The sequence below is a fragment of the Anaerococcus hydrogenalis DSM 7454 genome, from assembly GCF_000173355.1.
Classification (GTDB): domain Bacteria; phylum Bacillota; class Clostridia; order Tissierellales; family Peptoniphilaceae; genus Anaerococcus; species Anaerococcus hydrogenalis.
This window is the reverse complement of the sequence record NZ_ABXA01000019.1, coordinates 1-23,034: the sequence shown is the minus strand read 5'-3', so window position 1 is coordinate 23,034 and position 23,034 is coordinate 1. Positions and strand designations below refer to the sequence as shown.

Annotated in this window: 20 protein-coding genes and 3 pseudogenes; 3 read left to right on the top strand and 20 right to left on the bottom strand. The window is 28.9% G+C overall.

Annotation, left to right across the window (positions count from 1 at the left end; all coding sequences use genetic code 11):
- Position 1: 1 nt before the first annotated feature.
- The 8 genes and pseudogenes from recN to efp all read right to left on the bottom strand — a co-directional run bounded on the left by recN (position 2) and on the right by efp (position 5,602).
- A pseudogene (gene recN, locus ANHYDRO_RS02720) lies at positions 2-1,692 on the bottom strand (DNA repair protein RecN).
- On the bottom strand, positions 1,693-2,145 hold the full coding sequence (locus ANHYDRO_RS02715; RefSeq protein WP_004813173.1) for an arginine repressor: 453 nt from the start codon (positions 2,143-2,145) through the stop codon (positions 1,693-1,695).
- Positions 2,142-2,981 carry a polyprenyl synthetase family protein gene (locus tag ANHYDRO_RS02710; protein WP_004813172.1) on the bottom strand — a complete coding sequence of 280 codons (840 nt, stop codon included), beginning with the start codon at positions 2,979-2,981 and terminating at the stop codon, positions 2,142-2,144. The genes ANHYDRO_RS02715 and ANHYDRO_RS02710 overlap by 4 nt, the downstream gene beginning before the upstream one ends.
- Entirely contained in the window at positions 2,974-3,159 is a 186-nt protein-coding gene (gene xseB, locus ANHYDRO_RS02705; protein WP_004813171.1) for an exodeoxyribonuclease VII small subunit, read from the bottom strand. The genes ANHYDRO_RS02710 and xseB overlap by 8 nt, the downstream gene beginning before the upstream one ends.
- Positions 3,149-4,330: an exodeoxyribonuclease VII large subunit gene (xseA, locus tag ANHYDRO_RS02700; protein WP_004813170.1), complete on the bottom strand. Its 1,182-nt coding sequence runs from the start codon at positions 4,328-4,330 to the stop codon at positions 3,149-3,151. Before xseA ends, xseB begins: the two co-directional genes overlap by 11 nt.
- Positions 4,331-4,720, bottom strand: coding sequence for a transcription antitermination factor NusB (gene nusB, locus ANHYDRO_RS02695; protein WP_004813169.1), 390 nt, complete (start codon positions 4,718-4,720; stop codon positions 4,331-4,333).
- Positions 4,720-5,034, bottom strand: coding sequence for an Asp23/Gls24 family envelope stress response protein (locus ANHYDRO_RS02690; protein ID WP_004813168.1), 315 nt, complete (start codon positions 5,032-5,034; stop codon positions 4,720-4,722). The genes nusB and ANHYDRO_RS02690 overlap by 1 nt, the downstream gene beginning before the upstream one ends.
- Positions 5,035-5,044: 10 nt before the next feature.
- Positions 5,045-5,602, bottom strand: coding sequence for an elongation factor P (gene efp, locus ANHYDRO_RS02685; protein ID WP_004813166.1), 558 nt, complete (start codon positions 5,600-5,602; stop codon positions 5,045-5,047).
- Between the two features lie 139 nt (positions 5,603-5,741).
- Here efp and ANHYDRO_RS02680 point away from each other — a divergent pair, with 139 nt between their 5' ends.
- Entirely contained in the window at positions 5,742-6,920 is a 1,179-nt protein-coding gene (locus tag ANHYDRO_RS02680) for a nucleotidyltransferase family protein (protein ID WP_039913873.1), read from the top strand.
- Between the two features lie 20 nt (positions 6,921-6,940).
- Here ANHYDRO_RS02680 and ANHYDRO_RS02675 read toward each other — a convergent pair whose 3' ends face one another.
- The 11 genes from ANHYDRO_RS02675 to ANHYDRO_RS02630 all read right to left on the bottom strand — a co-directional run bounded on the left by ANHYDRO_RS02675 (position 6,941) and on the right by ANHYDRO_RS02630 (position 20,716).
- Positions 6,941-7,411, bottom strand: coding sequence for an ATP synthase subunit B family protein (locus tag ANHYDRO_RS02675; RefSeq protein ID WP_004813163.1), 471 nt, complete (start codon positions 7,409-7,411; stop codon positions 6,941-6,943).
- Positions 7,411-7,902, bottom strand: coding sequence for a pantetheine-phosphate adenylyltransferase (coaD, locus tag ANHYDRO_RS02670; protein WP_004813161.1), 492 nt, complete (start codon positions 7,900-7,902; stop codon positions 7,411-7,413). The genes ANHYDRO_RS02675 and coaD overlap by 1 nt, the downstream gene beginning before the upstream one ends.
- Entirely contained in the window at positions 7,880-8,440 is a 561-nt protein-coding gene (gene rsmD, locus ANHYDRO_RS02665) for a 16S rRNA (guanine(966)-N(2))-methyltransferase RsmD (RefSeq protein WP_004813159.1), read from the bottom strand. The genes coaD and rsmD overlap by 23 nt, the downstream gene beginning before the upstream one ends.
- Positions 8,440-9,714 (bottom strand): DEAD/DEAH box helicase, encoded by a 1,275-nt coding sequence (locus tag ANHYDRO_RS10360; protein WP_244261621.1) that lies wholly within the window; start codon positions 9,712-9,714, stop codon positions 8,440-8,442. Before ANHYDRO_RS10360 ends, rsmD begins: the two co-directional genes overlap by 1 nt.
- A 91-nt stretch (positions 9,715-9,805) precedes the next feature.
- On the bottom strand, positions 9,806-10,420 hold the full coding sequence (locus ANHYDRO_RS10355) for an ATP-dependent DNA helicase RecG (protein WP_004813156.1): 615 nt from the start codon (positions 10,418-10,420) through the stop codon (positions 9,806-9,808).
- 5 nt (positions 10,421-10,425) lie between these two features.
- Positions 10,426-11,997, bottom strand: coding sequence for a DAK2 domain-containing protein (locus ANHYDRO_RS02655; RefSeq protein ID WP_004813154.1), 1,572 nt, complete (start codon positions 11,995-11,997; stop codon positions 10,426-10,428).
- A 7-nt stretch (positions 11,998-12,004) separates the two neighbouring features.
- On the bottom strand, positions 12,005-12,358 hold the full coding sequence (locus ANHYDRO_RS02650) for an Asp23/Gls24 family envelope stress response protein (RefSeq protein ID WP_004816737.1): 354 nt from the start codon (positions 12,356-12,358) through the stop codon (positions 12,005-12,007).
- A gap of 163 nt (positions 12,359-12,521) precedes the next feature.
- Positions 12,522-16,052, bottom strand: coding sequence for a pyruvate:ferredoxin (flavodoxin) oxidoreductase (gene nifJ / locus ANHYDRO_RS02645; RefSeq protein ID WP_004813151.1), 3,531 nt, complete (start codon positions 16,050-16,052; stop codon positions 12,522-12,524).
- A gap of 104 nt (positions 16,053-16,156) precedes the next feature.
- Positions 16,157-17,089 (bottom strand): HPr(Ser) kinase/phosphatase, encoded by a 933-nt coding sequence (gene hprK, locus ANHYDRO_RS02640; protein ID WP_004813150.1) that lies wholly within the window; start codon positions 17,087-17,089, stop codon positions 16,157-16,159.
- Positions 17,090-17,099: 10 nt separating this feature from the next.
- The gene (gene uvrC / locus ANHYDRO_RS02635) at positions 17,100-18,947 is read right to left on the bottom strand and encodes an excinuclease ABC subunit UvrC (RefSeq protein ID WP_004813148.1); all 1,848 of its coding nucleotides are present in this window, start codon (positions 18,945-18,947) and stop codon (positions 17,100-17,102) included.
- Complete coding sequence (locus ANHYDRO_RS02630) at positions 18,947-20,716, bottom strand: aminopeptidase P family protein (RefSeq protein ID WP_004813147.1); 1,770 nt, start codon at positions 20,714-20,716, stop codon at positions 18,947-18,949. The genes uvrC and ANHYDRO_RS02630 overlap by 1 nt, the downstream gene beginning before the upstream one ends.
- 129 nt (positions 20,717-20,845) lie before the next feature.
- On the opposite strand from ANHYDRO_RS02630, the pseudogene ychF reads away from it, so the two are divergent.
- Positions 20,846-21,944: pseudogene (gene ychF / locus ANHYDRO_RS02620) on the top strand (redox-regulated ATPase YchF).
- Positions 21,945-21,951: 7 nt separating this feature from the next.
- Positions 21,952-22,557 (top strand): thymidine kinase, encoded by a 606-nt coding sequence (locus ANHYDRO_RS02615; protein WP_039913933.1) that lies wholly within the window; start codon positions 21,952-21,954, stop codon positions 22,555-22,557.
- A 313-nt stretch (positions 22,558-22,870) separates the two neighbouring features.
- Here the strand turns inward: ANHYDRO_RS02615 and ANHYDRO_RS09570 are convergent.
- Positions 22,871-23,029 (bottom strand): annotated as a pseudogene (locus ANHYDRO_RS09570) (acetyl-CoA C-acyltransferase); the annotation flags it as partial.
- Between the last annotated feature and the right edge of the window lie 5 nt (positions 23,030-23,034).

Here is a 23,034-nt window from a genome sequence, read left to right as displayed (position 1 = left end):
ATTAGTTTCCTCTTCTTAAATTCTCTGCCATATCTAGCATTTCTTTAGCAGATTCTATAGTTTTTTCGGTTATGTCAACTCCTGCTAGTAGTCTTGCAATCTCTTTTGTTCTTTCTATATCTTTTATATTCTTTGAATTTGATATTGTCAAATCATCTTGGTCATACTTTTCAATTAAAATATGATTTGTTGATAAAGAAGCAATTTGTGGTAAATGGCTAATTGCAATAATTTGTCTTTTTTTAGAAAGATCTAGTATCTTTTCACCAACAATTTGTGCAGTCCTTCCACTTATACCCTGATCAATTTCATCAAAAATCATAGTATCTATTTTATCATAATCTGCAAATATTTTTTTAAAAGAAAGTACAATCCTAGAAATTTCACCACCAGAAGCTGTTGAAGATAGTGATTTTAAATCATCACCCTTGTTGGTTTTTATTAAAAAATCAATGTTATCAATTCCATCAGAATCTATATTAGTTTTTTCCATAAATAAAACTTTAAAATCTCCATTTTTTATGTTTAAAGATTGGATTTCTTTTTTATTTCTTTTTCTAGATTTATTGATTTTTCTTTTCTGATTGATGATAATTTTTTGGAATATTCTTCCAATTTTGAGTCTATTTTTTCTATATCCTTATTGATATTTTTCTTGAAATCACTTATTTTCTCTAGTTCTTTTAATCTCAAAGAAATTTTTTGATGATATTTTAAAATATCTTCTATTTCGTTGCCATATTTTCTCTTTAAATCAAATATTTTTTGATTTATCATCTCAAGTTCATACAATCTTTCTGGATTTTGATCTAAGCTATCTTTGAATCCATCCAAATCTGAATAAATCTCATTTACTAGGTCTATAACTGTATTTATCTTCTCATTTACATCTTCTATTTCCTTATCGATAGATGAAAATTCTGATAGATTTGAAGAAAGACCTGCCAAAAGAGAACTAATTGTAGCTTGATCATAATCAAAAGATGAAATTAGCTCTTCACTTTTTTCTATACTTTCTCTAAGTTCTGTTACAGAATTTAATTTTTTATATTCTTGATAGATTGCCTCTTCATCTATATTTTCTAAATCAATTTGTTCTATATCATCAAGTTGATAATTTATAAGCTCTTTCTCCCTTAAGACTTCTTCTTGAGATAGGTTAAATTCATCAAATTTTTTAAGAAGTTGATTTTTTTTATTATATAGACTTTTAATTTCTTCTTTTAGAAAAATAGACTGATCATTTTTTTGGTAAGAATCTATAATATTTAAGTAATTATCCTTATCCATAAAAACATTAGAATCACCTTGCTTATAAATGTCAATTAGTAATGATGCTATTTCCTTTACCAAAGAAAGATTAACAGCCCTATTATTTAATCTAATTGAAGAAGATTGCTGTGAAATTGTCCTAGTAATTATAAGCTTATTATCATCAAATATAATATCTTTATTTTCTAATTTTTTTAATGTTTGATCGTCCAATATAAAGACAGCCTCTATTATAGTTTTATCATCAAATTTACCAATTACATCTTTATTAGCTCTTTTCCCCAAAACTATATTTATGGCATCTAAGATTAAACTTTTACCTGAACCAGTTTCTCCAGTAAAAACATTAAATCCCTTATCAAAAAATAAATGATCTCTCTTGATAATTACAAAGTTATTTATAAATAACTCAGCTAACACTTACTTCACCATACTTCTTAAAGTTTCTATTAAATCGTCAATGTCATCAAGATTTTTCGGTGTAATAAAAATTGTATCAAGTCCTGTTACTATTCCACCAATATTTTCAAGCTTTGCATTTGTTATAAAAAGCCCACACACTGTTGCTGTATAAGAAATAGTTTTTATAACAACAAGTTGATAAGATCTTTCAACTGATAAGACTGACTCTTTAAAGATTTTTTCCATTCTTTCATTCAAGGAATCATAAACTGTATCTATAACAGTATATTTGTATTCATAATCGTCAGTTTGAACTTTGGAAATTCTAAGCTCTTTTATATCTCTAGAAATTGTAGCTTGAGTAGCATCAACTCCTTGATCTCTTAGTAATCTTGAAAGTTGACTTTGTGTTTTAACTTCATTATTTTGAATTATATCTAAAATAAGTCTTTGTCTAGTATATTTTTTCATTTGATCCTCTCTGTTAAATAGTCAATTAAATAAATATGAAAATCATTATTATCAAAATCTTTAATATTTTCTTTTGCCTTTCCATTAAAATCTAATAATAATTTTTTAGCTTCATCCATTGAAATACAAGATAAGATATTTAACTCTATTTCATCATATTTGTCTAAAATATCATCTTGTAATTGAAAGGCCATCCCCAAATAATAAGCGTAGTTTTCAAGTTTTGTTAATTTTTCATCGTCTAATTGACAATATAAACCCGCCATCATTAAAGCTGCCATAAATAATCTTGAAGTTTTATTTTTATAAACATCCAAAATGTAAGAAAGATTTTCATTTTTATTTGCTTTTATGTCAAAAATTTGACCCTTAATCATTCCATCTTTTCCACATGCCCTTGCCAAATACCTTGCTGGTTTAAGAAAACGTTGGTCCTCTATACTCAAGTTTAAGATATTTTCAAAGGCAAATGACAAAAGACTATCGCCAACTAGAATAGCTTGGTCTTCTCCAAATTTTTTATGAACTGTAAATTTTCCTCTTCTATAATCATCATTATCCATGCAAGGCATATCATCATGTACTAAGGAGTAAGCATGAACCATTTCAAGTGATAAGGCACAATCAATAATATTTTTATCTAACTTATCTCCTAAAAGCATCCTACAAGTTTCTAAAAATACAATCGGTCTAATTCTTTTGCCAGAATCACTTGCATAAATCAAGGCCTCATTTAAGGGGTTATCATCCACAAATTTTTCCTTCATAGCTTGATCTATAATTTTTTTGTCAGTATTTAATATCCTATCAAATTCTTTTTTGTTCATATTAGTCATTATTTATTACTTCTACCTTTGCTTTGTAGTCATTAATTTTCTCGTTGAGTGTATTATAAATTTCCTTTGCCTCTTTGTAAATTTCAAGGCTCTTATCGAGATTATCCTTGTTTTTTTCTAAATCTTCTAACAAGGATTCCATTTTTTTATAATTTTCTTCAAATGAATTATCCATCATATATCTCAGCTTTCACTTCTCCATCACTAAATACTATTTTAACCTTATCCTTGTTTTTTAAGCTATTTCTAGAATAAATTAACTTATCCTCTAAGTCTTTAATATAAATACTTTTCTTTTTGATTTCTAAAATTGAATTTATAGAATTAAGCCTATATTTTAAAAGTGAAATTTTATTTTCTTTTTGTCTTATATCATTTTCTATAGTTTTATTAAATTTATCAAATAATAGATCTAAATCATTTGATTTTTTTTCTAATAAATTCTCAATTTTATATAATTCTAATTTATCCCCTAGATTTCTTAATTTTAATTCTTTTAAGTCTATATTCCTATTTAAGGTCTTTCTAATATTTATAAACAAGTCATTTATCTTATCCCTAATTTTTTTATAGTTTCTCACTAAATAAGATCCCGCTTCAGTTGGTGTCTGTAAGGACACATCACTTACTAAGTCGGTTAAAGATAAATCTATTTTGTGTCCTATAGCTGATATAATCGGAGATTTAGCCTTGTAAATTTTTTCTACTAGATCTTTTTCATTAAAAACTTTAAGGTCTTCCTTGCTGCCACCACCTCGTGTTATTACTATTGCATCTAATTTTTTTTCATCCAAAATATCAATGGCATTAATAATTTCACTTTTGGCACTAAGACCTTGAACTTTTACAGGGTAAAGATAAATATTTATATCCGATATTTCCTTATTAATAACCGAAATAAAATCAACAATAGCTGCTGATTTATCTGATGTTATAAGTCCTATGTTTTTTGGATAGGAACTTATTGATTTTTTTCTTTCTTGGTCAAAATAACCTTTTTTATAAAAATCTTCTTTAAGTTTTAAAAATTTTATATAGTCTTCAGATAATCCTTTGCTTTCAATATTATTTACAGCAATAGAAATTTTGGAGAAAAAGCTATTATAGATCAAATTACCCTCTACAATAACTTCGTCTCCATTATTATAAACTCCTAAATCCTTATCTTCATAATAGTAAATCGCACAATCTATAATTTCTTCATCTTCTTTTAATGAAAAATAAATATGATTATGAGATATCTTATAATTAGCTATTTCACCTTTTATACTTACATTTTGAAATAAGGGATCAAGTTTTAAAGAAGTCTTTATATATTGGTTAAATTGTTTAACACTCAAAGATTTCAATTAATTACTCTTTTCTGCAATTTTTCCTAAAACACTGTTAATAAATTTATACCCATCGCTTGTTGAATATTTTTTTGAAATATTCACAGCTTCATTTATAGATACACTTACAGGGATATCTAAGTATTTCATTTCATTTACACTTAAAAATAAAATTGCCCTATCAACCTTAGCAAGTCTTTTTAAAGAAGATAAACCTATTTGATTAATAAGTATATCTTCTATATTTTTAAAATTTTCAATATATGATTTTAAAGACTGAAATAAAAAAGAATCTCTTTTTAAGTCTAAGTCATGATTTATAATAGCTTGATCTATATCATCAATATTTTTAATTTGATTTTCAAATATTATTTTAAAGACCCAGTCTCTTTGTTTTGCTCTATTCATTATATTACTAAACTATTCACTTCGACATTAACTCTCTTTACAGATAAGCCAGTCATAGTTTCAACTTGTCTTTTTACATTTTCTTGAACATTTTTTATTGTTTTTCTAACATTTACGTCTGCACTAAGAACAAGATTTAAGTCTATAATTACAAAACCATTTACTACAGAAATTTTTGTATCTTTTTTTGCTTCTTTATTGGATTTTGTATTTGATTCAACTACACCATTAATTTCCTCACAAGCTTTTTTAGCAATAGCTTCAATGGTTTCATTTGCAATCTTTACACTTCCATATTTAAATGCTCTTGTCATTATTTCTCCTTTATACTCTTGATAGATATTCCCCTTTTCTAGTATCTATCTTAATAACGTCACCTTCATTTACAAAAACTGGTACATTTATTACAGCTCCAGTTTCAACTTCTGCAGGTTTTGTTACATTTGTTGCTGTATCTCCCTTAATAGCTGGTTCTGTCTTTACAACTTCAAGCTCTACAAAATTTGGTGCTTCAATAGAGAATGGATTATTTTTATAAAATCTCATTGTAGCTGTATCATTTTCCTTTATGTAAGGAATAGCTTCTGCAACAGCATCCTTGTCTACAGGAATTTGTTCAAATGTTTCTGGATCCATAAAATAATATAATTGTCCATCATTATATAAATATTGCATTTCTTTTGTAGAAATAATTGCTTGTTCAAATTTTTCATTTGGGTTAAAAGTTACATCCTTATTTCCACCTTGCATAACAGACTTAATCTTAGCCCTAACAAAAGCAGCTCCCTTTCCTGGTTTTACGTGTTGGAAATCAATTACTTGGTAAACATCCCCATCGTATTCAAAAGTTATTCCTTTTCTTAAATCATTTGCTGATATCATATGTCCTCCTAATTCGGTCTTTTTATAATATTATACCACTATTAAATAATTTTTTAAATTATTATGTAATAATATGTAATAATTAGAAATAATTTTTCACTTAATTTTCTAATTTGCTATAATGTTCTTAGGTGATTTTATGAAAAAATTAGCAATTATTTCCGAATATAATCCATTTCACAATGGTCACAATTTTATACAAAAAAAAGCAAGAGAGCTAACAAATGCTGACCTTATTATTTCAATAATGAGTGGAGATTTTGTTCAAAGAGGTGAACCTTCTTTGATAGATAAATATAAAAGAGCAGATTCTGCTATGATTTCTGCAGATTTAATTATTGAAATGCCTTCATTTATTTCATTACAATCCGCAAATTTATTTGCTAGAAAAAATATTGAAATCTTAGATAAATTGAAAATTGATTATCTTGCTTTTGGTATAGAAAATATTAGCGAGGAAGATTTTTTTAAATCAGTTGAAAACATACTGAATAATAATGAGAATATAGATAAAAAAACAAAATATTTTTTGGATAAGGGCCTATCATTTTCCAAGGCATCCTATGAGGCTTCAAAAACTTATGCCCTTAATCAAAAATTTTTTTCTGCCAATAATATTTTAGCTCTAGAATATGTAAGAGCTTTAAAAAACTCTAATTCGAAAATTAAGGCCATTCCAATTAAAAGAATTAAGTCAATGAATAAAGATAAAAATTTAGATAAGAAAACATTCGCATCATCTACTGCTATTAGAAATAATATAAATAATTCGAATATAAAATCTTATCTTCCAAAATCATCTTTGGAAAATATAGAAAAATTTAAACACCAATACAATAATTTTCCAGATATGGAAAGATTATATGAACTTTTTAGGTACAAAATATTAATTGAAGATATAAATATGAGCAATATTCTTTGCTATGAAGAAGGTATGGATAACTACTTAAAAAAATTAGCAGAAAAAAACTTTTTATATAATGATTTTATTAATGAAGCAAGTAGTTTAAGGTTTACAAAATCAAGAATAAAAAGACTTATGATAAATTACTTATTGGAAAATACTATAGATTTTAATAATCTAGAAATTAATTTTATAAAAGTTTTAGCCTTTAATAAAAAATCTACTCGATTTTTCAAAGACCAGGCTGTTTCAATTTTAATACAAAAAAAAGATGAAAAAAAATTAAAAGATAATGAAAAAATTATCTATGATCAAATGATAAAGGCATCTAACCTTTATTCTTTCCTAATAAATAGAAATATGAACAGCGATTTTACTCAAAAAATTACAATAAAAAAGTCCTCTAATAAATAGAGGATTTTTTTATTTTTGATTTAGTATATGTTTTCTATTTTTTCCAATGATTGAGCTAGTTGATTAAAATTATCGCATGATTTTGAGAATAATTGATCAACATATTGGTATGATTGTTGTTTGATACTGTTTGCTTGTTGATTTGCTTCTTCTAAAATTCTTTGTGCTTCTTGTCTTGCCTCAGCTGTGATTTGGTGTTCAGAAATCATTCTTTGATATTGACTTTTAGCTTGTTCTTTGAAATTTTTTATCTCATTATTTGCATTATCAACCTTTGACCTAGCTTCATTTTCAGCTTCTTGCAAAATTCTATCTTTTTCATCATTAATCCATTGGGCATTTTTAATTTCTGTTGGTAAAGAATCTCTCATATCCCTAATTATTTCAAAAATTTCATCAGGATCAACTGATACCTTTCTTGAAAATGGAACAGAACTAGCATTGTCCATTATATCTTCAATTTCATCAATAAGTTCATTAATATTTGCCATTATTTTCCTCCTAGTTTATTTTTTTCATATATAGCTTTTTTTACATTTTTTGATACAAATTTAGATACATCTCCACCAAAACTAGCTAGCTCTCTTATTCCACTCGAACTTATAAACGAGAATTTTGGGTTAGAAAGTAAAAATATTGTTTCTAATCCTGGATAAAGGTTGGCATTAAACTGAGCAATATTAATCTCATACTCGTAATCAGTAACAGCCCTTATTCCCCTAACTATTGTCTTAGAATTTTCTTTTTTTGCAAAATCAACCAACAAACCCTCAAATGTTTTTACTTTCACATTTTTTAGTTTATTTTCTTTAATTTCTTCTTCTATTAATTGTTTTCTCTCTTTAATTGAAAAAAGAGAGTGCTTGGCTTCATTTATCAATATAGCAACGACTACCTCGTCGAACATTTGGTCAAGTCTCTTTATTATATCTAAATGTCCGATTGTTATCGGATCGAAGCTACCTGGATATATCACTTTCATAGCAATAAACTTTTACGATCTTCCTTCCATATTTTTTTTCTTTAATTAATTGTAAATTTTCTATGTAAGAAAAATCAATATTCCTATCTGATTCGCTTATTATTATACCATTATTATTTATTAAATGGTAGTCTAATAAAGTCTCAACGCTTATTTTCAAATAATCTTCCTTATAGGGAGGATCTAGGTATATGTAATCAAAAGTTTTGTTTTCCTTATGTAAAATTTCCAAAACTTTCCTAAAATCTCCCCTAATTACATAGGCATTTTTACAAGCAATTTTTTCTATATTTTCTTTTAGTATTTTATAATTTGAATTATTAAGTTCTCCAAAAACAACTTCCCTTGCACCATGTGATAAAAATTCTATGCCCATTTGACCAGTACAGGCAAATAAATCTAGGGCTGTAAAATCATTTTTGTAAGGATAAAGCATAGCTAAAACTGCTTCTTTAACCTTATTATCTGTTGGTCTTGAATTATTTGCCTTTGGAGATTTTAAATTAAATCCTTTATATTTTCCTGCAACTACTCTCATTAATTAAGTACTATCCTTTTATCTATATTAAAATATTTTTCTAAATAAGAAAAATTTACACCTTCAAACTTTATATCTTTAAGGTAGGTAAAAATTTTAAAGCAAAGATCTATTTCATCTTCTTTTAAATTAAAATAATTAATCTCATCTAAGTTTCGCCCATGCTGAATTGTAGATAAAATTTTTCCAGCACCCCTTAATTTTAAGTCTTTTTTAGCAATCTCAAATCCATCATTAGAATTTTTAATTATATTTAATTTACTTCTTTGATCTATCTTTTTACTTACTAAATAGCAAAAAGACTCATGTTCTCCTCTTCCAATTCTTCCTCTTAATTGGTGAAGGGATGATAAGCCAAAATTATTGGCATTATAAATTACCATACAATTAGCGTTTGAGACATCTATTCCAACTTCAATTACAGTTGTAGAAATTAAAACATCAATTTTTCCATCAGAAAATTCTTTTAAAATATTTTCTTTCTCATCTGCCTTTAATTTCCCATGAAGTTTTTCAATTCTTTTATCTGTAAACTTAGTTTTATAGCGTTTATATAAATTTTCTACAGAATTTTCATCTTCACTGTCTATAGAATCACTAACTACATAGACTTGTCTACCTTGATTTAAAAAATTACTAATTTTTGAAAATAAAGAATCTTCCATTGACATAAGTACTAATTCAGTAATAACTTGGCCCCTTCCTTTGGGTAATTCCGTAATTTGTGATAGGCTAAGTAAATTTTTCATTTTTAAAAATAAGGTCCTTGGAATTGGAGTAGCAGTCATGGTAAGATAATTTGCCTTATTTCCCTTTTCATATAAAGCTTGTCTTTGCCTAACCCCAAACCTATGTTGCTCATCAGCAACTATTAACTTCAAATTTTTAAACTCAACATCATCAACAATTAAGGCATGGGTTCCAATTACAATATCAATTTGACCATTTTTAATTTTTTCTTTTACTGAATCTTTATTTTTAGTAGAAGAAGTTAACAATTCTACCCTTAGTCCAAAACTTTCAATCAAATTTTTGTTTTTTTCAAATTGTTGGATAGCCAAAACTTCTGTTGGAACCATCATACAGGCTTGGTAAGAATTAAGTGAGAAAATAATCATTGCAATAAGAGCGACAATTGTCTTTCCACTGCCAACATCTCCACACAAAAGTCTATTCATAATATTAGAACTAGAACAATCATCAAGAATTTCACTAAGAGAATTGTATTGACTTTTAGTAAGTTTAAAATCTAAGCTATTTAAAATTTTATCCAAATCAAATTTTAAATTTAAGTCTTGATACGAATTTTCCTTTTGCATAGCATAGATAAAAATTAATTCTTTTAAAAAATCAATAATTTTAATTTCAGACTTTGCTTTTTTTTAACCTATCAAGACTAGTTGGAAAGTGTATTTCTTTTAAATTAGAAAGCTTATCAGAAAAACTAAATTTATCAAGAATATCTTTATCAAGTAATATTTCATTTTGATCAAAAAAATTTAAGGCTTGGTCAATAAAATCTGACAAATTTTTATTAGTAATAGATTTTGTAAGAGGATAAATTGGCACAATATTTCCAATTCTACCATCATCTATATCAGTAAATTCTGGATTATGACATTCATACTCATATCCATTTTTTACTATCTTTGTATAAAACTTATAAATTTGTCCTAATTTAAGTTTTCTTGGTGAAAATTTATCATTAAAAAATACTATCTTTATTCTTTTATCATTTTCACTTCCATAAAGATATGAAATAGAAAACTTCTTACTGTAATTTGTATATACTTTCGACTCTATCTTCCACTCAAAATAATGTTTATTTCCATCAAGACCATGGGATAAATCATATTTTTTTGACCTATCCTCATACTCTCTTGGATAATAATTATATAAATCTTCTACCTTATAAATAGATAATTTTTCTAAATATTCTTTCTTCTTTTTTCCTAAACCTTTAAGATCTAAAAGATCCATCTAAACTACTCCAAGGTAATTGTATAATAATATAAAGGTTGACCACCATAAATTAATTCAACATCACTATCTTTAAATTTCTTTTGAGCGTATTTTTGAAGTTTTTTTGCGTCCTTATCTTCAACATCTTCTCCATAATAAATTGTAATCAAGGAAGTATCTTCATCAACAGCATTTTTTAAAGTTTCTTTGGCTGTTCTTTCAATTGTATTTTTGCTAGTTACAATTTTGTTATCAACAATTCCAATAAATTCATCTTTTTTAATTTCAACATTGTTTACATTAGTATCCCTAACTGCAATAGTAACTTCCAAAACTCTTACATCCTCTATTGCATCATTGAAATTTTCCATATTTTCATCAAGTGACTCATCTTCATCAAAAGATAAAAGAGCAGAGAATGATTCTGGAATAGACCTAGTCTCAACAACCCTACATGTCCTATCAGACAAATCACAGGCTTGTTTTGCACTCATAATAATATTCTTATTATTTGGGAAAATTATTACATTTTCACTATCAACTTTTTCTATTGCCTTATAAATATCTTCAGTAGAAGGATTCATTGTTTGACCACCAGATATAATCTTATCAACGTTCAAACTTTCAAATACCTTATCATATCCATCCCCTCTAGATACTGCTATAAAACCATATTTTTTAGATGGTTTTTTGTTAAGTTTAATATCATTAAGAACTTCAGGATTTGTATTTTCAACATTCATAGATAAAACTTGTCCAAAATCAATTGCAATATCCATTAGATCTTTTATGTCATCGCAATCAAAAGAAAGTTTTAAAATCCCATTATCAAAATCTTCAGTTAATGATGTAGAAGATTGGTTGATTTTTTCAATTAAATCATCCTTCTTATCTTCATCAACACTTATAGTTAAATCAACATTGAAGTCTTTTGAAGGTAAATCCTCGATTTCAATTTCTGATAAGTCAGTTTCTATGCTTATTTCTCCATTTAATGCCTTAAGAGCACCTTCAAGTAAAAACATTAATCCTTGTCCACCAGAGTCTACAACCTTAGCTTCTTTTAAAACAGGAAGTAAGTTTGGTGTATCAAGCAAAGCTTTATGGCCTGCCCCAATAATTTTATATAAATATTTATCTATATCAATATTATCTTCAAAAGAACTTTCAGCCTCTTCAGCCATAAGTCTTGAAACAGTTAAAATTGTACCTTCTGTAGGTTTCATAACAGCCCTATAAGCTGTTTTGTTAGCTGTCGCAAAAATATCCTTGATTACATTTGCATCAATTATATCTTTGCCCTTTAAAGCTTTAGACATACCCCTACAAAGCTGAGATAAGATAACACCAGAATTTCCCCTAGCTCCCATCAAAGTACCTTGACTTAAGGCCTTAGCTATATCATAACAAGAATCAGACTCAGTCTGTTTTACTTTTTCAACACCAGATTTCATAGTCATAGTCATATTAGTACCAGTATCCCCATCTGGAACTGGAAACACATTTAAACTATCAACGACGTCTCTTTTTTCATTAAGCAGTTCAAAAGCCTTAATAATAAGGCTTTTGAACTTATTACTATCGATTTTTTTCATTTTCCACCTAACTTCTAATTCCTTGAACTAAAATATTAACATTTGATACCCCAACATTAAGAGAATGTTCAACATTGTACTTAACATTTTCTATAATATTTTGACATACAACTGCAATTCTTACACCATAATTTAAAAATAATGATATATCTATACTTACACTTCCATCTATATTTCTAACAACTTTTACGCCCCTATTCATATTTTCTATGCCTAAAAGTTTATATAATCCATCTTTTGTGCTTCTGCTAGCAAGACCTACTACTCCATAGGATTCCATAACAGAAGATGCAGCAATATTTGCAATTACTGTTTCTGATATACTAATTTTACCGTAATTGTTTTTATACTTAATTGCCATAAACTCCTCCATTTTATTTTAAATATATAAATTATTATACCATAAATAGGAAATTATTATAATTTTGTTGAGATTTTAATATTATAATCTTTTTTCATTTTAACATTTGCACAAAAAAAAGGATGAGCAAGCTCATCCTTTAATTTTTTTATATTAATTTATCTTATTTTCCAGCTAATCTCTTATATGTTTCGTATCTATCTTTAGCAGCTTTTTCAGCTTCTTGATATAATTGGTCAGCTGTTTCAGGGAATGATCTCTTAAGTGAAGAGTATCTTACTTCTCCTTGGATAAATTCTTGGAATGATTCCTTAGGTTCTCTTGAATCTAATTGGAATGGATTCTTTCCATCTTCAGCAAGTCTTGGGTCGAATCTCCATAAGTGCCAGTAACCAGCATCAACTGCTTGTTTTTCTCTAAATTGAGATTTACCCATACCAATTCTGATACCGTGGTTGATACATGGTGCATAGCAGATGATTAGAGATGGTCCATCATAAGATTCTGCTTCTTTCATAGCTTTTATTGTTTGGTTTTGGTTAGCACCCATAGCAACTTGTGCTACGTAAACATATCCGTATGAAGTCATCATTAAACCAAGGTCTTTCTTTCTAACCTTTTTACCAGATGCAGCAAATTGTGCTACTGCTGATAATGGTGTAGCTTTAGATGATTGTCCACCTGTATTAGAGTAAACTTCTGTATCAAATACTAAGATATTGATGTTTTCTCCACTAGCAAGTACGTGATCTACTCCACCAAATCCGATATCATAGCTCCATCCGTCACCACCAAAGATCCAAACTGATTTTTTGATCATATAATCTTTTAGTGCATAAATTTTGTGTAATAAGTCTTTAGCTTTTTCATCGCTAACTGCTTTAGCTTTTTCTTCAAGGTTAAGAATCTTAGCTGTTGCTTCTTTTGAAGCCTTAACATCTTCTTTTCCTTCTAACCAAGCTTTAAATGCTTCACTTAATTCTGAATCGCTTCCTAATTCATTAAATTCATTCATGTATGTTTCAAGAAGTAATTTATTTGAATCAGCAGCAAGTTTCATACCATATCCATATTCAGCAGCATCTTCAAATAATGAGTTACCCCAAGCTGGACCTTGTCCACAAGCATTTGTTGTGTATGGTGTTGCTGGTGATGATGCTCCCCAAATTGATGAACAACCTGTAGCATTAGCTATATACATTCTATCACCAAATAATTGAGTAACAAGTTTAGCGTATGGAGTTTCTCCACAACCTGCACAAGCACCTGAGAACTCAAGTAATGGTTGTTTAAATTGAGATCCTTTTAATGTCATTGAATCCATAACATCTTCTTTGTATCCAACTACATCATTTGCATAATCCCAATTATCTTTTTCTTTTTCAACTTCTTCTTCGAAAGGTTTCATTAGAAGAGCTTTCTTTGGAGCTGGACATACATCAGCACAGTTTCCACAACCTGTACAATCAAGTGGTGAAATTTGGATTCTGAAGTCATATCCATCCATTCCCTTACCAATTGCTTTCTTTGTTTCAAATCCTTCTGGTGCATTAGCTTTTTCATCTTCTGTTACTAAGAATGGTCTAATTACAGCATGTGGACAAACATATGAACATTGGTTACATTGGATACAATTATCTATTTGCCATTCAGGTACGTTAAGAGCAATTCCTCTCTTTTCGTATTTTGTTGTACCTGGTTCAAAGTCTCCATTTGTGCTATCTTTGAAAGCTGAAACTGGAAGTTCATCTTCTTTTTGTTCAATCATTGGCTTAACAATGTTTTTAATGAAATCTGGAAGTTCTTTTTCTTCTTTAACTTCATCTTTTGCATCTTTCCATGATTCTGGAACATTAACTTTAACTACTGCATCAATTCCTTGATCTACAGCTTTGTAGTTCATGTTTACAATATCGTCACCCTTGTGACCATAAGATTTAACAATAGAATCTTTTAAATATTTAACAGCTTCATCTATAGGAATTACATTTGCAAGATTGAAGAATGCTGATTGCATGATCATGTTTGTTCTTGATCCAAGTCCTATATTTTCTGCTATGTGTGATGCGTCTATAATGTTGAAATCAATATTGTGTTCAGCAATATATCTTTTCATTTTTGCTGGTAAATGTTCTTCAAGATCTTCTTCTGACCATGGGCAGTTTAGTAAGAATCTACCACCATCTTTTAGTCCATCTAATAAATCATATTGATTAACATATGCTGGTTTTGAACATGAAATAAAGTCAGCTTCATCTAATAGGTATGTTGATCTAATTGGATTTTTACCAAACCTTAAGTGAGATACAGTAAGTCCACCAGATTTTTTAGAATCGTAGTCAAAATAACCTTGAGCATACATGTCTGTATTATCACCGATAATCTTGATAGCTTGTTTATTAGCACCTACAGTTCCGTCTGATCCGAATCCCCAGAATTTACATCTACTTGTTCCTTCTTGTCTGATTCTTAAATCAGTTCTATCAAGAGATTTATGTGTTACATCATCAACTATAGAAATTGTGAAGTCATCTTTCATTTCTCCTTCAAGATTTTTGTATACTGCTTCAATATCTGCAGGTATTGTATCTTTTGATGAAAGACCATATCTACCACCGATTATTTTTGGTTTATCTTCAACATCATAATATGTTGATTTAACATCTAATAATAATGGTTCTCCGATTGAACCTTTTTCTTTTGTTCTATCAAGTACAGCTATTTTCTTAACTGTTTTTGGTATAGCTTTTAATAAGTGTTCTTTTGAGAATGGTCTGTAAAGATGAACTTCAACCATACCAACTTTTTTACCATCTTCTACTAATTTATCAATTGCTTCTTCAGCTGCTTGACAAACAGAACCCATAGCAATGATGATTTCTTCTGCATCATCTGCACCATAATAATTGAATAAACCGTAATTTGTTCCGATCAATTCATTTATTTTGTTCATGTAGTTTTCTGTTATTCCAATAATATCAGTATAAGCTGGGTTTGATGCTTCCATTCTTTGGAAGAAGATATTCTTTTCAGAAGTACCTATTGTTTTTGGTCTTTCTGGATTTAATGATTCATTTTTGAATCTATCTACAGCTTCCATATCTACTAATGGAGCTAAATCATCGTAATCCCATACTTGGATTTTTTGAATTTCGTGACTTGTTCTGAAACCATCAAAGAAGTTACAGAAAGGAATTCTTCCTTCTATTGCTGCTAAGTGAGCAACTGGTGATAAGTCCATTACTTGTTGAACTGAACCTGAGCATAGCATAGCAAATCCTGTTTGTCTTGCTGCCATAACATCAGAGTGGTCACCATATATTGAAAGTGCGTGAGTTGCAAGTGTTCTTGCTGCAACATGGAATACACCTGGTAATCTTTCTCCAGCAATTTTATACATATTAGGGATCATTAATAATAATCCTTGACTTGCTGTGTATGTAGTAGTAAGTGCTCCCGCTGCAAGTGCTCCGTGAACTGCTCCTGCTGCACCAGCTTCTGATTGCATTTCTTTTACTTCAACTGGTCTACCAAAAATATTTTTTCTACCGTTTGCTGCCCAAACATCTACTGCTTCTGGCATTGGTGATGAAGGTGTTATTGGATAGATTGTTGCAACATCTGTAAACGCATATGATACGTGAGCTGCTGCTGTATTACCATCCATAGTCTTCATAGCTCTTTTAATTGTCATTTAAGACCTCCTAAAAATTATATGAATCAATTATCGTTAACACTATATAAAATTATAATCATAATATCGTGATTAGTCAAGCAAATATCAAATATTTTCACAAATTAATTATCATTGCCACTTTCCTTAAATAAATTTTCCGTCATAACTTTTGCTGCATTGTAGCCCATTGATTTTTCTCTTTGGTTCATTGCAGCTACTTCTATAATCATAGCTAAATTTCTTCCAGCTCTTACTGGGATTAAAATTTTTGGAATCTCTACATTTAAAATTTCTGTATAATGATCATCTAGCCCTAGCCTATCGTATTCGTAATCTTCTCTCCAGTGTTCAAGCTCAATTACTAAGTCAACATCTGTAGATACTTTTACTGATCCTGTTCCGTAGAGTCTTCTTACATCTACTATTCCAAGACCTCTTATTTCTGTGTAGTGTCTTATATTTTCAGGAGCTTGGCCTGCTACTTTATTATCATATGAAGCAAGTTCAACAACATCATCAGCTACAAGTCTGTGTCCTCTATTTACAAGATCTAGAGCAGTTTCACTTTTTCCTACTGAACTTTCTCCAAGTATTAGTACACCAACACCAAACACTTCTAATAATTCACCGTGCATTTGGGTTCTATCTGCAAAAATATATTCCAACTCTTCAGAAATTATAGATGTCAATTTTGTTGTAGGAAGCTTTGATCTTAAAATTGTAATATCATAATAATCAGCAAGATCTAGAATATCTTTTGGTAAACCAGCATTATAAGAAAAAATTATTGCTGGCATTTTATAAGATAAAATCCCCCTAAATCTTTCATATTGCATCCTATTATCAAGACTTGTTAAATAAGTATATTCTACACTTCCTATTATTTGCAATCTTTTGTATGGAAATTCTTCCAAGTATCCTGTCAACTGCAGCCCTGGTCTGTTAATATCAGGGCTTTGTATTATAACTTCATCATAATCTGTAGATTTATGGACTATTTCTAAAGCTAGTCTATCAACTACATCCTTTAATTTTACGCTTGTTGTTTTTCCCATTTTTTCCTCTTTAATTGTTTAATTTAAAATATTTTATTATTTCTAGAGCTTGGCTTTTACCTATTAATTCTACTTCCATAAGCTCTTCTAAACTTGCTTTTTTTATATTATTTATTGTTTTAAAATGTCTTAGTAAATTTTCTTTTTTTCTTTTTCCAATTCCATTTATATTATCCAATTCTGATTTTTTCATAGTTTGGCTCATTAATTTTCTATGGTAATTTATGGCAAATCTATGAGCTTCTTCTTGGATTTCATAAATTAGTTTATAAACTGGGTCACGTTTTTTAATTGGTATTTCTTCGTTTTCATAGATAATTGCCCTTGTTGTATGTTTATCATCTTTAACAAGGCCTGCAACTTCTATGGAAAAGTTTAGGTCAGCTAGTACTTTTTTTGCTGATTTTACCTGACCCTTACCTCCATCCATTAGGATTAAATCTGGTAATTTCCCAAATCCTGTATAGGTATTATTGTTTTTGATTTCTTTTTTCGCTCTATTAAATCTTCTTGTTAATACTTCTTCTAAAGAATGATAATCATCAGGTCCTTCAATAGTTTTTATTTTAAATTTTCTATATTCTTTTCTTTCAGCTATTCCATTTTGAAATACAACCATTGATCCAACAGATTGGACTCCTGATGTGTTGGAAATATCATAAGCTTCTATTCTTCCTATAGATTTTAAATTTAAAATTTCTTTTAGACCATTTAGGCCAGAATGTTTTTTTCTTTCTTTTTCTTCTATTCTTTTTTCGTATTTTCTCATCATATCGCTTGCATTTCTGAAAGCCATATCAACAAGTTCTTTTTTCTTACCTAGTTTAGGGCAATTTATGGTAACTTTTCCACCCTTTTTATTTTCTATAAATGATTTTAAGGTATTTAGCTCTGAAGGCAATTTGTGAACCAAAATTTCTTTTGGTACATACATTAAATTTAAGTAGAATTGCTTCATAAATGATGCCATTATATCTGATTCTTTTTCCCTATAGTCATCTTTTATTATAAAATGCTCCCTATCTACAATTTTTCCATCCCTCATAAAAAATACCTGCATAGTTACATAAAATAGGCCTTTAGACATAGCTATTATATCTATATCATCCCCATTTGTTGTAGTGACTTTTTGTTTTTGAGAAATGGTTGATAGGGCCATATGGTAGTCCCTATATTTTGCAGCATTTTCAAAATCTAATATTTGGCTTGCCTTGTTCATTTTTTTAATGACCAAATTTGGTATTTCATTAGATTTATTTTCTAGAAAATCTTTGACCTTTGCCATATTTTCCATGTATTTTTTCTCGTTTTCCCTACCAACACATGGACCCTTACACCTATGAATATAATAGTTTAAACAGGGCCTTTCTAACTTTTGCCCCTTATCAAAATTTAAGTTACAGGTTCTAAAGGGATAAAGATTATGAAATAATTCTATCACATCATTTACTGCATAGGCATCAGGATAGGGACCAAAATAGTAGCCCTTGTCTTTTTTTACATTTCTTACCTTTTGAATCCTAGGATATTTTTCTTTTGTAATTTTAATATAGGGATACTGCTTATCATCTCTTAAAACAATATTATATTTTGGCCTATTTTTTTTGATTAGGTTAGACTCTAATACTAAGGCCTCTACTTCATTTTCTACAATTATATATTCAAATTTATTTATATGACTTACCATAGCCAGTACTTTTCTTCCCTTGTTTTGGTTGTTATCAAAGTACTGACTTACTCTTTTTTTTAGATTGATAGCCTTTCCAACATAGATTATTTCATCTTGGCTATTTCTCATTATATAGACACCAGGTAAGTCTGGTAATTCTTTTAGTTTTTCTTTTATTTGATTATTCATCAAATTTCTTTACAACTTTCTATTAGATATTCAAGATCAGAACCTTCTAAGTATGGAGATAGAACTTCTTGACACTTTTTATTATAGTCATTAATCCATTCTATTTCCCACTTATCAAGCATTGAAATATTGATTGGTCTTGTGTCTAAAGGAACATAGGTTAGGCACTCAAATTTCATAAATTTACCAAATTCATTTTCTATATCTTTTTTTACATAAACTTCACTTTCAATCCTAATCCCATGCTTATCTTTTATATATAAACCAGGTTCTATTGAAGTTGTCATATTTTCTAAAAGTTCGACCTCATTAAATTGAGAAATATTATTTGGTCCTTCATGAACTGTTAGGCAGAAACCTACACCGTGTCCTGTTCCATGGAAGAAGTCTTTTCCTGCCTTCCATAGTGGATATTTTGCAATAGCATCAAGTCTTTGACCCTTTGTTTTTTCTTTAAACCTTGCACTCATCAAGGTAATATGAGATTTTAATACAAGTGTATAATTTTCTTTTTCTTCTTCTGTAAGTTTTCCTAGGGCAACTGTTCTTGTTATATCTGTTGTTCCTTCTTTATAGTGGGCTCCAGAGTCTACCAACAAAAGTGATCTTTCCTCTAAAGTTTTTGATGAAAGTGATGTTGGTTCATAGTGAACAATAGCTCCATTTTCTTTATATCCTGCTATTGTTTCAAAGGAATCTTCTATATATGATTCATTTTCACTTCTTATATCGTGAAGTTTTTTTGAAGCTATAAGCTCTGTTAGTGAGCCTGTGCTAGTTCCCACCTCTACCCAATTGAAAAATTTAACTAGATTAACCCCATCAATGATATAGGCCTTTTTCTCATTTTCTAGTTCTACATCATTTTTAATAGCTTTCATTTGTGTAGAAATATTTATCCCACTTGTAATCCTAACGTTTTGATTTATTGAGTCAAAAATTGCAACATTAGTTCTTTCAGGGTCTATATAGATCCTATTTTTGCCCTTAATATTTTTTAATAAAGTATAAATATAATCATAAGAATGAAGCTTTACCTTATTATCTTTTAAGTAATTTTTAACATCATCATCTAACTTATCTTGGTCTATGCAAAGATGGATTTCATCCATTGATACTAACAAATAAGAAAGTACAACCGGATTGTAGGCAACATCATTTCCCCTGATGTTTAATAAGTAGCAAATATCTTCTGGAGATCCTATAAAGTTATAATCACAATCTTTTTTCTTAAGTTCTTTTCTTAATCTATTTATTTTTGATTCTAAGCTTTCTCCCACATATTTAAGATCGTATACCCAAACTTTTTCCTTTGGAAGACTTGGCCTATCATCCCAAATTTGTGAAATATAATCTATATCATAAACCAAAGCACGAGAAGCCATGTTTTCACTTAAAGACTTATAATCTTTTACAGAATAACAGCTTCCATCAAAACCAATTTTTCCAAATTCTCCAACTTCTTCTAACAAAAACTCTTCCATAGTTGGATCTTCTTCAAAGCCTTGTTTATAAAATTCAAATTCTGAAAATTTCAATTCATTTTCTGCTTGTAAAAAATATCTAGAATCAGTCCAAAGTCTTGCCTTATCTTTTGTAACTACACAAACTCCAGCAGAACCTGTAAAACCGGAAATAAATTCACGAGTTTTATAATAATCACTAATATATTCTGATTGGTGAGGATCAGAAGTATTTATTATATATGCATCAATTTTTCTATCAGCCATTAATTCTCTTAGCTTTTCTAGTTTTTGATCTATATTCATAATTTCTCCTTTATTTTTTGTCTTTTAAACATTATACCATTGTTAGAAAATTTAAAAATTGATTTTTTTTAAGCTCTTTCTATATAATAAATAATGCTAAATAAAGAATAAAAAAGAAAGAGTGATTAAATGAAATTAGGAATAGTTGGCCTACCAAATGTAGGCAAATCAACTTTATTTAATGCAATTACAAAAGCTGGTGCAGAAATTGCAAATTATCCTTTCTGCACAATAGATCCAAATGTTGGACTTGTAAATGTACCAGATTCTAGAGTTGATTATCTTGCAAAAATGCATAATTCAAAAAAAAGTTGTTCCTGCAGCCATAGAATTTTATGATATAGCAGGACTTGTAAAAGGTGCAAGCAAGGGTGAAGGTTTAGGAAATAAATTTTTATCAAATATAAGAGAAACTGATGCTATAGTTGAAGTTTTACGTTGTTTCAACGATCCAAATGTAACTCACGTTGATGGAAAAATTGATCCACTAAGAGATATTGAAACAATAAATTTTGAACTTATCTTATCAGATCTTGAACTTGTAGAAAAAGTTTTGGTAAAAAGAGAAAAAGTTGCAAAATCAGATAAGTCTGCTAGAAGTGAAGTTGAATTATTAAAAAGAATTAAAGAAGTTTTGGAAGAAGGTAAATCTGCTAGGGTTTTAAATTTAAATGATGATGAAAAAGCCCTTTTAAAATCCTACCAACTTCTTTCAACAAAACCAATCATTTATGTATGTAATGTTGACGAAAGTGATGTTGCAAACAATGGAGACGATAATGAATTTGTTCAAAAAGTTAGAGAATTTGCTAAAGATGAAAATGCCCAAGTTTCTGTAGTAAGCGCAAAAATAGAACAAGAAATATCTGAACTTGAAAGTGATGAAGAAAAGAAGGAATTTTTGGAAATGATAGGCCTTGAAGAATCCGGCTGCGATCAAGTTATTAGAGATTCATACAAAACCTTAAATTTAATTTCATTTTTAACAACAGGTGAAGATGAAACAAGGGCTTGGACTATAACAAATGGAACAAAAGCTGTAGATGCTGCTGGAAAAATCCACACTGATATTCAAAGAGGATTTATAAAGGCAGAAATTGTTAGCTTTGATACCTTAAAAGAATATGGTAATATGACAAAAGTAAAAGAACATGGTCAACTTCGTATGGAAGGGAAAGATTATGTTATGAAAGATGGAGATATTACCAATTTTAAATTCAATGTTTAGGAAAAATATGAAAAAAAACGCTAAATTAATTGTTCACACCGGTTCTATGTTTTCTGGGAAAACAACTTCTCTTTGGCGCGAATTATATAGGATGAAAATCGCAGGTTACAAGACTGTTGCATTCAAACCATCTGTTGACTCAAGACATGAGGATGAAAAAATAGTTAGTCATGACAACCTAGAGCTTGACGCTATAAAAATAAATTCAATTAAGGATATTTTTGAATATTCAAAAAACAATCAAATTGATGCAATAGGAATAGATGAGGTACAATTTTTCCCTGACGATCCATCAGAAATTGTTAATTATTTTATTAAGCTTATGAATTCTCATATAACAATTGTAGTATCTGGACTTGATATGGATTATAAGGCAAGGCCTTTTGAAATAGTAAAAGAACTTATGCCAATTGCTGATGAATTAATAAAACACCATGCAATCTGTGCTTCTTGTGGAGAAGATGCCTGGGTTTCATTTAGAAAATCTTATAATGAAGATAGGATAGAAATTGGAGCTCAAGACTCCTACCAACCCTTATGTAGGTCATGCTACAATAGAAAAATGAAAGAACGTGAAAAAACAAAAAATCAAATATCAATAGATCAAATTTAACTACTCATTTTGAGTAGTTTTAGATTGTTGAAAGTATACAAATCCTCATGCTAAGAATATCATACGAAAAATTGATTTGATTTCAAATTTGAAAATTCGTAAAAATCACACTGTTCGAGCGTCAACGAGTTTGCGATTTTAGAATTTTTAATTTAGAAATCAACAATTTTTGGATTTAGATATTCGTGCTTGAGGGTATGTCTACGCTCTGTAACTACTCTTTTTGAGTAGTTTTATTTTTTAAAGTTTTATATTTACAAACAAAAAAGGTTGCTATTTAATCTATAGCAACCTATTTTTATATATAAAATTATTATCTTTCAACTACTAGAGCTGTTCCCATTCCTCCACCTATACAAAGTGTTGCAAGACCTTTTTTAGAATCTCTTTTTTGCATTTCGAATAAAAGTGTAGTAAGAATTCTTGCTCCTGATCCTCCTATTGGGTGACCTATAGCAATTGCACCACCATTTTACA

Excerpts from the sequence above, each read along its gene's own strand:
- ANHYDRO_RS02715 (WP_004813173.1), bottom strand. The coding sequence starts at position 2,145 with ATGAAAAAATATACTAGACAAAGACTTATTTTAGATATAATTCAAAAT.
- ANHYDRO_RS02710 (WP_004813172.1), bottom strand. The coding sequence starts at position 2,981 with ATGACTAATATGAACAAAAAAGAATTTGATAGGATATTAAATACTGAC.
- xseB (WP_004813171.1), bottom strand. The coding sequence starts at position 3,159 with ATGATGGATAATTCATTTGAAGAAAATTATAAAAAAATGGAATCCTTG.
- nusB (WP_004813169.1), bottom strand. The coding sequence starts at position 4,720 with ATGAATAGAGCAAAACAAAGAGACTGGGTCTTTAAAATAATATTTGAA.
- ANHYDRO_RS02690 (WP_004813168.1), bottom strand. The coding sequence starts at position 5,034 with ATGACAAGAGCATTTAAATATGGAAGTGTAAAGATTGCAAATGAAACC.
- efp (WP_004813166.1), bottom strand. The coding sequence starts at position 5,602 with ATGATATCAGCAAATGATTTAAGAAAAGGAATAACTTTTGAATACGAT.
- ANHYDRO_RS02680 (WP_039913873.1), top strand. The coding sequence starts at position 5,742 with ATGAAAAAATTAGCAATTATTTCCGAATATAATCCATTTCACAATGGT.
- ANHYDRO_RS02675 (WP_004813163.1), bottom strand. The coding sequence starts at position 7,411 with ATGGCAAATATTAATGAACTTATTGATGAAATTGAAGATATAATGGAC.
- coaD (WP_004813161.1), bottom strand. The coding sequence starts at position 7,902 with ATGAAAGTGATATATCCAGGTAGCTTCGATCCGATAACAATCGGACAT.
- rsmD (WP_004813159.1), bottom strand. The coding sequence starts at position 8,440 with ATGAGAGTAGTTGCAGGAAAATATAAAGGATTTAATTTAAAATCTCCA.
- ANHYDRO_RS10355 (WP_004813156.1), bottom strand. The coding sequence starts at position 10,420 with ATGGATCTTTTAGATCTTAAAGGTTTAGGAAAAAAGAAGAAAGAATAT.
- ANHYDRO_RS02655 (WP_004813154.1), bottom strand. The coding sequence starts at position 11,997 with ATGAAAAAAATCGATAGTAATAAGTTCAAAAGCCTTATTATTAAGGCT.
- ANHYDRO_RS02650 (WP_004816737.1), bottom strand. The coding sequence starts at position 12,358 with ATGGCAATTAAGTATAAAAACAATTACGGTAAAATTAGTATATCAGAA.
- nifJ (WP_004813151.1), bottom strand. The coding sequence starts at position 16,052 with ATGACAATTAAAAGAGCTATGAAGACTATGGATGGTAATACAGCAGCA.
- hprK (WP_004813150.1), bottom strand. The coding sequence starts at position 17,089 with ATGGGAAAAACAACAAGCGTAAAATTAAAGGATGTAGTTGATAGACTA.
- uvrC (WP_004813148.1), bottom strand. The coding sequence starts at position 18,947 with ATGAATAATCAAATAAAAGAAAAACTAAAAGAATTACCAGACTTACCT.
- ANHYDRO_RS02630 (WP_004813147.1), bottom strand. The coding sequence starts at position 20,716 with ATGAATATAGATCAAAAACTAGAAAAGCTAAGAGAATTAATGGCTGAT.
- ANHYDRO_RS02615 (WP_039913933.1), top strand. The coding sequence starts at position 21,952 with ATGAAAAAAAACGCTAAATTAATTGTTCACACCGGTTCTATGTTTTCT.